Raw genomic sequence first — 13126 nt, 5'->3', positions numbered from 1 at the left:
GCAGTCTGCCACTCGCCCCGTGCCGTGGACGGACGATGATTCTCCTGGATGACTGTTCTGGATAACTCTTCTGGATAAGGTGCAGATATGAAGCTCGAACTTCGCGGCATCACCAAGCGATTCGGTAGCCTCGTGGCCAACGACCACATCGATCTGGTGGTCGAGCCGGGGGAGATCCACGCGCTCCTCGGCGAGAACGGCGCGGGCAAGTCCACACTCATGAACGTCCTCTACGGCCTCTATCAGGCCGATGAAGGTGAGATCCTCCTCGATGACGAGGTGCAGCGCTTCCGCGGTCCTGGCGACGCGATGGCTGCGGGGATCGGCATGGTCCACCAGCACTTCATGCTCGTCCCGGTCTTCACCGTGGCCGAGAACGTGATGCTCGGTCACGAGCAGACCAAAGCGCTCGGAAGGCTCGACATCGCGAAGGCGCGAGAGCACGTGCGGTCGGTGGCTGCCCGGTTCGGATTCGACATCGATCCGGATGCGCTCGTGGGCGACCTGCCCGTCGGCGTGCAGCAGCGGGTCGAGATCATCAAGGCGCTGTCGCGCGACGCGAAGGTGCTCGTGTTCGACGAGCCGACGGCCGTCCTCACCCCGCAGGAGACCGACGAGCTGATGAACATCATGCGTCAGCTGCGCGATGAGGGCACGGCGATCGTGTTCATCACGCACAAGCTGCGCGAGGTGCGCGAGGTGGCCGACAAGATCACCATCGTCCGCCTCGGCAAGGTCGTCGGCGAGGCTTCCCCCACCGCGACGAACGCGGAGCTCGCCTCCCTCATGGTCGGTCGCGCGGTCGAACTGACCGTGCACAAGGACCCGCCCCGCCTGGGCGAGGGCGGTTTCGAAGTCAAGGGACTGCGCGTCCTGACGCCCACCGGCGCGATCGTCGTCGACGGTATCGACCTCGCCGTCCGACCGGGTGAGGTCCTCGCGATCGCCGGCGTGCAGGGCAACGGCCAGACCGAGCTGGTGGAGGCCATCGTCGGCCTCGCGGCCCGCGTCGAAGGCAGCATCGTGCTCGACGGGAAGGAACTCATCGGCAAGAGCGTGCGCGCCATCCTCGACGCCGGCGTCGGCTTCGTCCCGGAAGATCGCACGGAGGACGGCCTGGTCGCCGGATTCTCCGTCGCGGAGAATCTCATCCTCGACCGCTCGGACGACCCGGCCTTCAGCCGAGCCGGCACGTTGCGCCGCGCAGCCCTCGACGAGTTCGCCCGTGCGCGCATCACCGAGTACGACATCCGCACGCAGGGGCCGGAGACGGCGGCGGGCACGCTGTCGGGCGGTAACCAACAGAAGGTCGTCATCGCCCGGGAGATGAGCCGCGACCTGCGGCTCCTCGTCGCCGCGCAGCCGACACGTGGCGTGGACGTCGGCTCGATCGAGTTCATCCACAAGCGCATCATCGAGACGCGCGATGCGGGCATCCCCGTGATCGTCGTCTCCACGGAGCTCGACGAGGTCGCAGCTCTCGCCGACCGGATCGCGGTCATGTACCGCGGCACGATCGTCGGCATCGTCCCCGGCGACACGCCTCGGGAGACGCTCGGACTCATGATGGCCGGAGCGGCCGAAGGGGAGGTGGCCGCGTGAGCGGAGCGACGCCCGGCGCGGGCGATGTGACCAAGGGGATCCCGCCGCAGGAGCTCGCCACGAGCACAGGCACCGTCCCTCGAGACCCCTCCGACGTGCCCCCGCCCCCGCGCGGAAACCTCATCCTCAAGGAGATCCTCCGCGGCAACGCCGTCACGACGATCCTCGCGATCGTCCTGGCACTCGTCGTGGGCGGCATCCTCATCGCCTTCACGAACGAAGACGTGCAGGCGGCATCGGTCTACTTCTTCAACCAGCCGGGCGACACCTTCGTCGCCGCCTGGAACGCCGTGTACAACGGCTACGAGGCGCTGTTCCGTGGGGCGATCTTCAACGCCCGCGGCGCGGACTTCGCAGCCCAGATCCGTCCGCTGACGAACACCCTCGGCTTCGCGGCTCCGCTGATCGCGGCCGGCCTCGGTGTCGCTCTGGCATTCCGCGTCGGCCTGTTCAACATCGGTGCCCGTGGCCAGATGCTCATCGGCGTCGCGGTTGCGGCGCTCCTGACGTTCTCCCTCGACCTGCCGATCTGGCTGCACATCCCGGTGACGCTGATCGCCGGTATCGCCGGCGGCGCGCTCTGGGGCGCGATCGCGGGGCTCATCAAAGCGCGCACCGGTGCGCACGAGGTGATCCTCACGATCATGCTCAACTACATCGCTTACTACCTGCTGCTGTGGATGATCCGCACGCCGGGCCTGCTGCAGAAGCCGGGCACCAACCAGGCACTCGGCTCGGCGACGCCGCAGAGCGCGCAGTTCCCGACCCTGCTCGGACCGCAGTTCCCGCTGCTCGATCTCGGCTTCGTGATCGTGATCGTCGCGACCCTGTTCGTCTGGTGGCTGATCGAGCGCTCGTCGCTCGGCATGCGGATGCGCGCCGTGGGCGAGAACCCCCATGCGGCACGCGCCGCCGGCATCAGTGTGCAGCGCATCTACGTCTACGCGATGCTGTTCGCCGGAGGCCTGGCGGGTCTCGCCGGCATGAACCAGATCCAGGGTGCCGTCACCACCGGCGTGACCGAGACGATCGACGCCGGCATCGGCTTCGACGCGATCACGGTCGCGCTCCTCGGTCGCAGCCGCGCCTGGGGCACGTTCGCCGCCGGCATCCTGTTCGGGGCGCTCAAGGCGGGCTCGTTCTCGATGCAGGCGCAGGATATCCCGGTCGACATCGTCCTCGTGGTGCAGTCTCTCGTGGTGCTGTTCATCGCGGCGCCGCCGCTGCTGCGGACGGTGTTCTTCCTCCCGAAGACCGATATCGAGAAGGCTGCCAGGCTGAGAGCCAAGGCCTCGAAGAAGGCGGTGGCGGCATGATGTCCCTCGTGCAGACCCAGGCCGCTGACGGCACGGTACAGCTGGCGACCGTGAAGGAGCGGCACCTCAAGGCGCCGATCGTCCTCGCAGGCGCCACCGTGCTCCTCGCGCTGTTGTTCCTGTTCGTGCCGCGTGACGGCATCAGCACCTTCCGGCTCTCCGATCAGTCGTCTGCGCTCGCGCTGCCCGACGTCGCACTGCCCACGGCCTCGACGTTCTGGGTCGTGCTCGGAATCCTCGTGGTCTTGACGGTCGGAGCGTTCCTCCGCGCGTGGACCTACCGCACGCCTTCGCTGTGGCTGGTCATCGCCTACAGCGTGCTGGCTGTCTTCGCGTTCCTCGTCTGGGCGTCCGCCGGCGGACTCGTGCCGGTCACGAGCCTGCTGTTCGGTGCGGTCTCGCTCTCGGTACCGCTGGTGTTCGGCGCCCTGGGCGGTGTCATCGGCGAGCGTGCCGGCGTCGTGAACGTCGCCATCGAGGGGCAGCTGCTTCTCGGGGCATTCTCGGCCGCTCTGCTCTCGAGCATCACCGGCAACCCGTTCGTGGGTCTGGTCGGCGCGATGATCGGCGGCGTCCTGGTCGCCAGCGTCCTCGCCGCGTTCGCGATCAAGTACCTCGTCGAGCAGGTGATCGTCGGTGTCGTACTCAACGTCCTGGTCACCGGTCTCACCGGGTTCCTCTACGGGGCGCTGCTCGCACCGAACGAGTTGACGCTGAACACCCCGGTGCGGTTCCCGCGCGTGGAGATCCCCGTGCTCAGCGACATCCCCATCATCGGGCCGGTGCTCTTCAACCAGACGTTCATCGGGTATCTGATGTTCATCACCGTCGCCGTCGTGGCCTGGGGGCTGTATCGCACCCGGTGGGGTCTGCGGCTGCGTGCCGTGGGCGAGCACCCGCAGGCTGCAGACACCGTCGGCATCAAGGTGAACCCGACCCGGTTCTGGAACGTGCTGCTCGCCGGCGCGATCGCCGGTATGGGTGGTGCGTACTTCACGCTCGTCTCGGTGCCGCAGTTCGGCAAGGACATGACGGCCGGGCTCGGCTTCATCGCCCTCGCCGCCGTGATCTTCGGTCGCTGGGACCCGATCCGCGCGACGCTCGCGGCGCTGCTGTTCGGCTTCGCCACCAACCTGCAGAACCTGCTGTCGATCCTGAAGACACCCATTCCGGGCGAGTTCATGCTGATGCTGCCCTACGTCGTGACGTTGCTCGCGGTCGCCGGGTTCGCCGGTCAGATCAAGGCGCCCGCCGCCGACGGCAAGCCCTACATAAAGTCCTAGCCCGGTCGGAAGAGGAAAAGAATCGCAATGACAGACATCGACTGGGACGAACTGCGCCAGGTCGCCACGGATGCCATGACGAAGGCGTACGCGCCGTACTCGCGCTATCGCGTGGGGGCGGCGGCCCTCGTCGGCGACGGTCGCATCGTCGCCGGCTGCAACGTCGAGAACGCGTCCTACGGCGTGACCCTGTGCGCCGAGTGCGCCCTCGTCGGCGATCTGCACATGTCGGGCGGCGGCCAGCTCGTCGCCTTCGTGTGCGTGAACAACGACGGACAGACGATCATGCCGTGCGGACGCTGCCGTCAGCTGCTGTTCGAGCACGCGATGCCGGGCATGCTGCTGGAGACGGTCTCCGGCATCCGCACGATCGACGAGGTGCTGCCCGATGCATTCGGGCCGCGCGACCTGGAGGAAGCACGATGACTGTTGAGCCTTTCGACGCGGTGGACGTGATCCGCGCCAAGCGCGACGGCGGTGCGGTCCCCGAGGCGGCGCTGCGGTGGATGATCGACGCGTACACCCGCGGCTATGTCTCCGATGCGCAGATGGCCTCGTTCGCGATGGCGATCTTCCAGCGCGGGATGGAGCGTGATGAGATCCGCGTGCTGACCGACGCGATGATCGCGTCGGGGGAGCGGATGAGCTTCGCCTCCCTCGGCAAGAAGACCGTCGACAAGCACTCGACCGGCGGGGTCGGCGACAAGATCACCCTTCCGCTCGCTCCGCTGGTCGCTTCGTTCGGCGTCGCCGTTCCCCAGCTCAGCGGTCGCGGACTCGGCCACACCGGCGGCACGCTCGACAAGCTCGAGTCGATCCCCGGCTGGCGCGCCGCCCTCAGCAACGAGGAGATGTTCGCGCAGATGCAGGGCGACGTCGGTGCGGTCATCTGCGCCGCGGGCTCGGGTCTCGCGCCCGCCGACAAGAAGCTGTACGCCCTCCGCGACGTCACCGGCACGGTCGAGGCGATCCCGCTGATCGCGTCGAGCATCATGTCGAAGAAGATCGCCGAGGGCACCGACGCGCTCGTACTCGACGTGAAATTCGGCTCCGGCGCCTTCATGCAGGACATCGACCGCGCCCGGGAACTCGCGCGCACGATGGTCGCGCTCGGCACCGACTCCGGCGTGGCCACGACCGCGCTCCTCACCGACATGAACGTGCCGCTCGGACTCGCGATCGGCAATGCCAACGAGGTCCGCGAATCCGTCGAGATCCTCGCCGGCGGCGGCCCCGCCGATGTCCGCGAGCTGACCCTCGCCCTGGCACGGGAGATGCTCGCCCTCGCCGGACAGCCGGATGCCGACGTGGAGGCCGCGCTCGACGACGGCCGGGCGATGGACACCTGGAAGGCGATGATCCGCGCCCAGGACGGCGACCCCGATGCGGCGCTGCCGACCGCACGGGAGACGCACGTCGTGACGGCCGCGGCCGACGGTGTGATGACGCGCATGGACGCACTGCCGTTCGGCATCGCCGCCTGGCGACTCGGAGCCGGTCGCGCCAGGGCCGAGGATCCGGTGATCTTCGAGGCGGGGATCGACCTGCACGCCAAGCCCGGTGACCGCGTCGTCGCGGGGCAGCCGCTGTTCACCCTCTCCGCTGCCGACGACGCACGCTTCGGCCGGGCTCTCGATGCTCTCGAGGGCTCGTGGGAGATCGGCGACGAGGCTCCGGCCACCGGTCCCATCGTGCGCGAGCGCATCACGGCGTGACGCGCGACCGCTAGCCTGAACTGAGCACATCCGCGACCGAGAGGATCACCATGTCGATCGATGCGAACGGCGACGTCACGCTGCAGGGCGTCTCCCTGCGGAGCCTCCCGAAGGTGTCGCTGCACGACCACCTCGACGGCGCTCTGCGCCCCTCGACGATCCTCGAGCTCGCGGACTCCATCGGCCTCGAGGTCCCGGAATCCACGCCCGCAGCCCTCGGAAAGTGGTTCGCGAAGCAGAGCGACTCCGGTTCCCTGGTCGAGTACCTCAAGACGTTCGACCTGACCACGGCTGTCATGCAGACCCAGGAGGGACTCACCCGCGTCGCGCGCGAGTTCGTCCAGGACCTCGCAGCCGACGGTGTGGTCTACGGCGAGGTGCGCTGGGCTCCGGAGCAGCACCAGGCGCAGGGCCTCACGCTCGAGCAGACCGTCGAAGCCGTGCAGCAGGGCATCGAGGAGGGTGAGGACGCGGCGGACCGTGACGGTCGCAGCATCCGCGTCGGCCAGCTCATCACGGCGATGCGCCACACCGACCGTGCCCGGGAGATCGCGGAGCTCGCGGTCGACTTCCGCGGTCGCGGTGCCGTCGGCTTCGACATCGCCGGCCCGGAAGACGGCTTCCCGCCGTCGAACCACCGCGCGGCTTTCGACTACCTCGCCGACAACTTCTTCCCGGTCACCGTACACGCGGGCGAGGCCGCAGGTCTCGCCTCGATCCGATCGGCGCTGATCGACGGTCGCGCGCTGCGCCTGGGCCACGGCGTGCGTATCGCCGAAGACCTCCAGGTCGTCACGCAGGAGGGCGACGAGGTACAGGTGCAGTTCGGCGATCTGGCCCGTTGGGTGCGCGACCGCGAGATCCCGCTCGAGCTCTCGCCGTCGTCGAACCTGCAGACCGGAGCGATCGCCGCGTGGGGCGACACCCTGGCCGACCACCCGTTCGACCTGTTGTACCAGCTCGGATTCGCGGTGACGGTGAACGTCGACAATCGCACGATGAGCGCCACCTCGCTGACGCGCGAGCTCGCCCTGCTCGTGGAGACGTTCGAGTACGACCTCGACGATCTCGAGACGTTCCAGTTCAATGCGGCTGCGGCCGCGTTCCTCCCCGTCGAGGAGCGGGAGGAGCTCGTCGAGTTGATCGCCGAGGGATTCGACATCTGACCGTGGCTTCCGGGGGGAGGCGGCGCGGGGGCGTCGCGGGCATCATCATCGCTGCCGTGATCGTCGTCGTGGGCGCCGGCTTCACGACATACGTCTGGCTGAACCACGCACCGGCCGAGGCCGAAGCGAAGCCGACACGGACGCCGACGCCGATCGTGACCCCGACGCCGCTGACACCGGCGGAGCAGCTCATCGCGGATGCCGATGATCCGCTCGCCTGCGCGGTGACGTTCACGGGCGAAGGGGTTCCGGCCGACCCCCAGCTGCAGCGGCAGGACGGTCTGTACCAGGCGCTCCCGATCCCGGCGCTCGCCGGCCGCGTGTTCGCCGGCTGGTACGCGACGGCGGCGGATGCCGCGGCCTACACCGTCGCCGCACGGGTGAACGGTGCGGACCCCGTGGTCTGCGACCAGCAGCAGGTCGAGCTCTTCGCCGCCTGGAAGACGCCGGAGCAGAACACGGCCGAGGGCGTGCAGGTCCCGATCCTCATGTACCACCAGTTCACGGCGAATCCTGAGGGCGAGTCCGGGTGGCTGCGCGGGAACTACGCGTACATCGGCGACTTCGACGCGCACATGAACCACATCGCGACGACGGGCTTCTACCTGCCCACCTGGGACGAACTGAGTGCCTTCATCGACGGTCGGCTCTCGCTGCCCGCGCGGAGCGTGATCATCACGGACGACGACGCCGACCAGACCTGGTTCGACCTCGGGGCCCCCGTCGTGGCAGCGCACAACCTGCTCGCAACCTCCTTCATGGTGACCGCCTACCGCTCCGACCCGCCGCCGTCGATCCACGTGCTGCGCCGCTCGCACACGCACGACATGCACAAGGCGGGCGACAACGGCGACGGCCTGATGGTGAACTGGACCGCGGATCAGATCGCCGCCGACCTCAACCTCTCCGGCGACACTCTGGGCGTTCGCGAGGTCATCGCGTATCCCTTCGGGCACTACAACGACACCGCCAAGCAGGGTGTCACGCAGGCCGGCTACGAGATGGCGCGGACGATCGAACCCGGGTTCGTGACGATCGGCACCGACAAGCTCGCCCTCCCCGTGGTGCGCATCGACTACGGCATGGGCCTCGACGCCCTGGTGTCGCGCATCGGCTGACGGCGTCGGGACGGCAGGATGGTCGCATGCCCGACTCCGTCTTCATCGCCGGTCCCGCGTCATGGAACACGATCGTCGTGCTCGATCGGCTTCCCGAGCCGGTGCCCCACATGCAGTTCGCCGAGGAGACGTGGGCGACCGTGGGCGGCACGAGTGCCGGCAAGGCCCTGAGCCTCACCGGGCTCGGGCGTGCGACGCAGCTCTATGCCCTCGCCGGACCCGACGAGGAGGGCGACCGCGTGCGTGCGGCCCTCGATGGTGCGGGAGTGCGAGTGCGCTGGGGTCAAGGAACCACCGAGCGGCATCTGAACCTCATGACCCGCGCTGGCGAACGGGTCTCGCTGTACCTGTCGTCGCCGGACGCGACCGCGGGCGAGGACGACGCCTGGGCGCGCGAACGGATGGGGGAGGCGGCCGCGATCGTGCTTGACCTCGCCGCCGAACCGCTGCGGCTCCTGCCGGCCGCGCGCGAGATGGGCGTCCCGATCTGGGTCGACGTGCACGACTACGACGGTGAGGCCGAGTTCCACCGCCCGTTCCTGGCGGCGGCGGACGCCGTGTTCTGCAACGCGGATCGCCTTGCAGACCCGGTCGCGTTCCTGCACTCGCGTATCGCCGCCGGTGCCTCACTCGCCGTGTGCACGCTCGGGGCGGAGGGCGCGGTGGCCGTGGATGCAGAAGGAATCGAGTACCGGGTGGCCGCGGTGCCCGTCGAGGTCATCGACACGAACGGTGCGGGCGACGCCTTCCTCGCGGGCGTGCTCGACGCGCGCCTGGACGGCGCGGGAGTCGGCGCGGCACTCGAGGCGGGCGCGCGGACAGCCGCGGCCGTTCTCCGTTCGCGGCACCTGCATCCGTTGCTGGATGCGGCCGTCGGCTCGGCGGGGGAGTGAACGTCAGGGCGCGAGCGGCGCGAGGAACTCTTCGGTGAGTCGCGTGACCTCGTCGTGCATCTCGTCCGTCGAGATCGTCGGGGTGCCGTCGCCGTCCTGCGGGCCGTAATCGCCGAAGGACGCGTGCGATGCGCCTTCGATCTCCACCATCTCGGCGTCAGCGGGCAAAAGATCCCGCGCGTCCGCGATCTTCTCCGGAGTGGAGAGGCCGTCTTCGCTTCCGGAGAGGCTGAGGACGGGAAGCCCGCTCTCCGACACGTCGGTCGCGCAGTACGACCCGAACAGCACGATCGCGTCGGCATCCGCGGCGAGTTGGCAGGCGCGGACGCCGCCCAGCGAGTGTCCGCCGACGCCCCAGACATCGATATCGGGCGCGGCCGAGGTGAAGGCGTCGAGTCCGCGCGGGTCGAAGAAGGCCAGGTTCAGCCAGGGGCGGGTGATCACGACCGTGGTTCCCTCCTCGGCGAGCCCCTGGAGGATGGCCGCGTAGGCCCACGGGTCGACCTTGGCGCCCGGGATGAAGACCAGGCCGAGATCCGAGTCGCCGTCGGCGGGGGCGAGCACGATGCCCTCGTCCGCGTCGGTGACCGTGATCGCGGGGTTCTCCCGCACGCTCGCGAGCGGTTCCGGCTCGGCGGCCATGACACCGATCTGCGTGTACGCGACGACGCCGACCACCGCCAGCACCAGCACGATCGCGAGACTCCACAGCACACGTTTCAGGACCCGGCGGCCACGCTTCTTCTGCACGGATCAACGCTACCCCGCGTCGACGCCCGCCCGAGCGACGGCTGAGTGCGTACGGAGGTACTCCTCGAAGGCCTCCCGCGTGGTGCGGCGCGGCGTGTAGCCGAACACCTCCTTCAGTCGGCGATTCGCTAGCACCGGGCGGTACCGCAGGAACGGGACCTTCTCCGGTCCGTGCGGGGTGAGCCGCAGCATCCGTCCGATCCGCAGCACGCTCGACAGTGCCCACGCGGGCAGCACGATCTGCGGTTTGCCCAGACGAGCAGCGATCTCCGGCACCGTCATCCGTCCGTCGCCCGCGACGTTGAAGATGCCCGCGGGGCCGTCGGTCGCCGCCCGCACCATCGCGGCCGCCACATCGTCCACCCAGATGAACACGAAGGGCGACTCCGAGCCGGAGATGCGAAGGATCCGCCGACCGTCCCAGAGCGCGGTGATCTGGTTGCGCACGGTCGGACCGAGGATCGTGCCGATGCGGAAGATCACCTGGTCGAGCTCGGGGTGGGTACGCCGGTGCTCGGCCAGCATCTCCTCGACCAGCCGCTTGTGCCGGGCGTACGGGAACGCGTCGTTGCCTCGAAGCGGCTGGTCCTCGTCGATCCACTCCGGGTTGTCCGCGTGGTATCCGTACGCCGCCCCGGAGCTGGAGACCACGATGCGCTGCACGCCCGTCTCGACGCACGCGGCGAGGACGTTCGCGCTGCCGGTCACATCGACGCGGTACTCCAGGTCGACGTCGTGACCCGGGTTCACGATTGCCGCGAGGTGCACCACGGTGTCGATGCGGTGCTGCCGCAGCACGGGAGCGATCGCCGCGGCATCCGTCACGTCCAGCGTCGCATCGATGACGCCCGCGCGGGGTGCGCCCGCTCGCAGGTCCGCGGCGACCACGACCTCGACGTCGTCACGGGCCGCGAGGGCTTCAGCCACGTGCGAGCCGAGGAAGCCGCTGCCGCCCGTGATCAGCACCCGGGGCATCAGGCGGCCTCGACGGTCGTGCGGCCGCTCGCGTCGCCGGTGCTCGAACCCGTGCGCTTCCTGGTGTGCCGTGCCCAGAGTCCGGCCAGGACGAGGCCGGCGACGATGTCCCAGATGCCCCACCAGCCGGCCACGATCGCCATGCCGCCGAGTCCGTCGAAGAACAGGAACACCAGGCCGAGCCCGAGGCCGGCGTTGCGGATGCCGACTTCGAACGTCATGGCCTTGCGCTCGCGGGTGCCGAGTCCGCCGACCACCGCTGTGCCGTAGCCGAGCGCGAGCGCCACCGCGTCGTGCACCGCGACCACCAGCAGGATGATGCCGAGAACCTGCACGAACACCGCCCAGTTGCCGACGAGCGCGGCGATGATGAAGCCGAGCAGCGCGATCAGGCTGAACCACTTCACGAACGGCTGCACGCGGGCGCTGAAGCCCGGTGCCTTGGCGCGCAGGAGCAGACCGACGGCGAAGGGGAGACCGACGATGAGGAAGATCTCCAAAAGCATCCGCCACGGGTCGAGCGTGATGTCGCGCAGCAGAGTGCGGGCGGTCGGATGCAGCGAGGCCCAGAACGTGATGCTCAGCGGCATCGCGACGATGTAGATGAGGTTTCCCACCGCCGTGAGCGACACCGAGAGGGCGACGTTGCCGCCGGCGCGGTGGGTCAGCACCTGCGAGATGTTCCCCGGAGGGCAGCAGGCCACGAGCAGCATCCCGAGCGCCATCGACGGCGGCACGGGAAGCACGAGCGTGAGCACGAACGTCGCGATCGGCAGCAGGAGCAGCTGGGCGAGGATCGCGATCGCGAAAGGTTTCGGATGCTTCGCCACGACGCGGAAGTCACTCGGCGAGGTGTCCAGCGCGATGCCGAACATGATGAGACCGAGGACCACGTTGAGGATCGTCAGCGTGCCGGGCGTGAACGAGAGCACGACATCGTCGACGTTCATGCCGAGGCCTCCAGCGCGCGCTTCTCATCCCGTACGGCGCCCCGGTAGGCATCCTTGTTCACGTAGTACGCCATCCGGTCGAGGCCCAGGTAGTGATAACCGCCCGTCAGATCCGGCCACGACGTTCCGGTGACCCGGTCGCGGAAGCGGGCGGCCCGCGCGGGGTCGGTCTCGGCGGCGTCGAGGTAGGCGGCGAGCAGCTCGGCCTGTTCGTAGCGGCCCTGCCAGCCGATGCCCGACGCCTCGATCATGCCCATCACGTAGAGGCCGTTGAACGAGGCGGGGAAGACATTCAGGAAGAGCCGTGGCGAGGCTCCCTGCCAGTGCAGGTGCTCGCGGTCGACGAAGGGATAGTCGAGGGTGTAGCCGGTGGCGAGCAGCACGAGATCGTACTCGTTGGCGCTGCCGTCGCGGAAGTGCACCGTGTGCCCGTCGAAGCGGTCGATGTCCGGGCGGATGCGCAGATCGCCCTGCCCGAGGTGGTTGAGGATCAGGGTGTTCACGATCGGGTGCGACTCGTAGATGCGGTAGTTCGGCTTCGGGAACCCGAATCGCACGGGGTCGCCCGTGAACGCCCGCAGGACGCGGCTGTCGACCGCCTGCTTGATGCGCGCCGGCAGCGGGCGGCCCTGGTTGAGGGTGTCGCTGGGCTTGCCGAACAGGTAGCGGGGCACGAAGTAGTACCCGCGTCGCACGCTCATGTCGACGGACACGGCGTGATGCACGGCATCCACGGCGATGTCGCAGCCCGAGTTCCCGGCGCCGATCAGCAGCACCCGCTTGCCGCGCAGCTGCTCCGGCGACTTGTAGGCGCTGGTGTGCAGCAATTCGCCCGTGAAGCTCCCGCGGAACGTCGGCACGTTCGGCTCGGCGAGGGTTCCGTTGGCGAGGACGACGCCGGCGTACCAGCGCGTGTCCGTGCCGTCGGGGCCGGAACTGGTGAGATCCCAGCCGCCGTCGTGAGGCTCGAGGCGCGTGACGCGCGTGTCGAACCGGAACAGGCCGGTGAGCCCGAAGTGGTCGGCGAAGTCGTCGAAGTACTCCTTCAGCACCCGGTGGCCGGGGTAGTCGACCCGCGAGCGCATCGGGAACTCGGCGAACTCGGTCGTGGTGCGCGACGAGATCAGATGCGCGGACTCGTACATCGTGCTGCGGGGGTTGGTGATGTCCCAGAGGCCGCCCACGCTATGGGAGGCCTCATAGCCGTCCACGGCGATTCCGCGCTTCTGCAGCGCGCGCGCCGCGGCCAACCCCGATGGACCCGCGCCGATCACGGCGTATCTGTTCATGCTGCTCCCCGCACGTCAGTGTGCTCGAAAAAACGCCCCCGCTCACCGATCGTAATGGGTGGGCAGGGG

At 68.9% G+C, this 13126-nt stretch carries 12 protein-coding genes; 8 read left to right on the top strand and 4 right to left on the bottom strand.

What is annotated here, in order from left to right; genetic code table 11:
* Window positions 1-87 precede the first annotated feature (87 nt).
* From BQ2383_RS05505 to BQ2383_RS05470, 8 genes are read left to right on the top strand one after another with little or no spacing between them, the layout of a single operon-like run.
* Window positions 88-1602, top strand: coding sequence for an ABC transporter ATP-binding protein (locus BQ2383_RS05505; RefSeq protein ID WP_091030810.1), 1515 nt, complete (start codon window positions 88-90; stop codon window positions 1600-1602).
* On the top strand, window positions 1599-2918 hold the full coding sequence (locus BQ2383_RS05500; protein WP_091030805.1) for an ABC transporter permease: 1320 nt from the start codon (window positions 1599-1601) through the stop codon (window positions 2916-2918). Before BQ2383_RS05505 ends, BQ2383_RS05500 begins: the two co-directional genes overlap by 4 nt.
* Window positions 2915-4201: an ABC transporter permease gene (locus BQ2383_RS05495; protein ID WP_091030799.1), complete on the top strand. Its 1287-nt coding sequence runs from the start codon at window positions 2915-2917 to the stop codon at window positions 4199-4201. The genes BQ2383_RS05500 and BQ2383_RS05495 overlap by 4 nt, the downstream gene beginning before the upstream one ends.
* 27 nt (window positions 4202-4228) lie before the next feature.
* Entirely contained in the window at window positions 4229-4627 is a 399-nt protein-coding gene (locus BQ2383_RS05490; protein WP_029262551.1) for a cytidine deaminase, read from the top strand.
* A complete protein-coding gene (locus BQ2383_RS05485) occupies window positions 4624-5916 on the top strand; it encodes a thymidine phosphorylase (RefSeq protein WP_091030794.1) in 1293 nt (430 codons plus the stop codon). The genes BQ2383_RS05490 and BQ2383_RS05485 overlap by 4 nt, the downstream gene beginning before the upstream one ends.
* A gap of 50 nt (window positions 5917-5966) precedes the next feature.
* The gene (locus BQ2383_RS05480; RefSeq protein WP_091030791.1) at window positions 5967-7082 is read left to right on the top strand and encodes an adenosine deaminase; all 1116 of its coding nucleotides are present in this window, start codon (window positions 5967-5969) and stop codon (window positions 7080-7082) included.
* Between the two features lie 2 nt (window positions 7083-7084).
* Window positions 7085-8200 (top strand): polysaccharide deacetylase family protein, encoded by a 1116-nt coding sequence (locus BQ2383_RS05475; protein ID WP_244175906.1) that lies wholly within the window; start codon window positions 7085-7087, stop codon window positions 8198-8200.
* Window positions 8201-8226: 26 nt separating this feature from the next.
* Complete coding sequence (locus BQ2383_RS05470) at window positions 8227-9093, top strand: carbohydrate kinase family protein (RefSeq protein WP_091030786.1); 867 nt, start codon at window positions 8227-8229, stop codon at window positions 9091-9093.
* A gap of 3 nt (window positions 9094-9096) precedes the next feature.
* Here BQ2383_RS05470 and BQ2383_RS05465 read toward each other — a convergent pair whose 3' ends face one another.
* From BQ2383_RS05465 to BQ2383_RS05450, 4 genes are read right to left on the bottom strand one after another with little or no spacing between them, the layout of a single operon-like run.
* Complete coding sequence (locus BQ2383_RS05465) at window positions 9097-9843, bottom strand: alpha/beta hydrolase (protein ID WP_167381545.1); 747 nt, start codon at window positions 9841-9843, stop codon at window positions 9097-9099.
* A gap of 9 nt (window positions 9844-9852) precedes the next feature.
* On the bottom strand, window positions 9853-10818 hold the full coding sequence (locus BQ2383_RS05460) for an SDR family oxidoreductase (protein WP_091030783.1): 966 nt from the start codon (window positions 10816-10818) through the stop codon (window positions 9853-9855).
* Entirely contained in the window at window positions 10818-11768 is a 951-nt protein-coding gene (locus BQ2383_RS05455; RefSeq protein WP_091030779.1) for a bile acid:sodium symporter family protein, read from the bottom strand. Before BQ2383_RS05455 ends, BQ2383_RS05460 begins: the two co-directional genes overlap by 1 nt.
* A complete protein-coding gene (locus BQ2383_RS05450) occupies window positions 11765-13057 on the bottom strand; it encodes a flavin-containing monooxygenase (protein ID WP_091030776.1) in 1293 nt (430 codons plus the stop codon). The genes BQ2383_RS05455 and BQ2383_RS05450 overlap by 4 nt, the downstream gene beginning before the upstream one ends.
* Window positions 13058-13126 lie beyond the last annotated feature (69 nt).

It is taken from the genome of Microbacterium oxydans, from assembly GCF_900095745.1.
Taxonomy (GTDB): domain Bacteria; phylum Actinomycetota; class Actinomycetes; order Actinomycetales; family Microbacteriaceae; genus Microbacterium; species Microbacterium oxydans_B.
Note: the sequence above shows the minus strand (reverse complement) of the source record. Positions and strands in the feature narration are given on the sequence as shown.

Excerpts from the sequence above, each read along its gene's own strand:
- BQ2383_RS05505 (WP_091030810.1), top strand. The coding sequence starts at position 88 with ATGAAGCTCGAACTTCGCGGCATCACCAAGCGATTCGGTAGCCTCGTG.
- BQ2383_RS05495 (WP_091030799.1), top strand. The coding sequence starts at position 2,915 with ATGATGTCCCTCGTGCAGACCCAGGCCGCTGACGGCACGGTACAGCTG.
- BQ2383_RS05490 (WP_029262551.1), top strand. The coding sequence starts at position 4,229 with ATGACAGACATCGACTGGGACGAACTGCGCCAGGTCGCCACGGATGCC.
- BQ2383_RS05485 (WP_091030794.1), top strand. The coding sequence starts at position 4,624 with ATGACTGTTGAGCCTTTCGACGCGGTGGACGTGATCCGCGCCAAGCGC.
- BQ2383_RS05480 (WP_091030791.1), top strand. The coding sequence starts at position 5,967 with ATGTCGATCGATGCGAACGGCGACGTCACGCTGCAGGGCGTCTCCCTG.
- BQ2383_RS05470 (WP_091030786.1), top strand. The coding sequence starts at position 8,227 with ATGCCCGACTCCGTCTTCATCGCCGGTCCCGCGTCATGGAACACGATC.
- BQ2383_RS05460 (WP_091030783.1), bottom strand. The coding sequence starts at position 10,818 with ATGCCCCGGGTGCTGATCACGGGCGGCAGCGGCTTCCTCGGCTCGCAC.
- BQ2383_RS05455 (WP_091030779.1), bottom strand. The coding sequence starts at position 11,768 with ATGAACGTCGACGATGTCGTGCTCTCGTTCACGCCCGGCACGCTGACG.
- BQ2383_RS05450 (WP_091030776.1), bottom strand. The coding sequence starts at position 13,057 with ATGAACAGATACGCCGTGATCGGCGCGGGTCCATCGGGGTTGGCCGCG.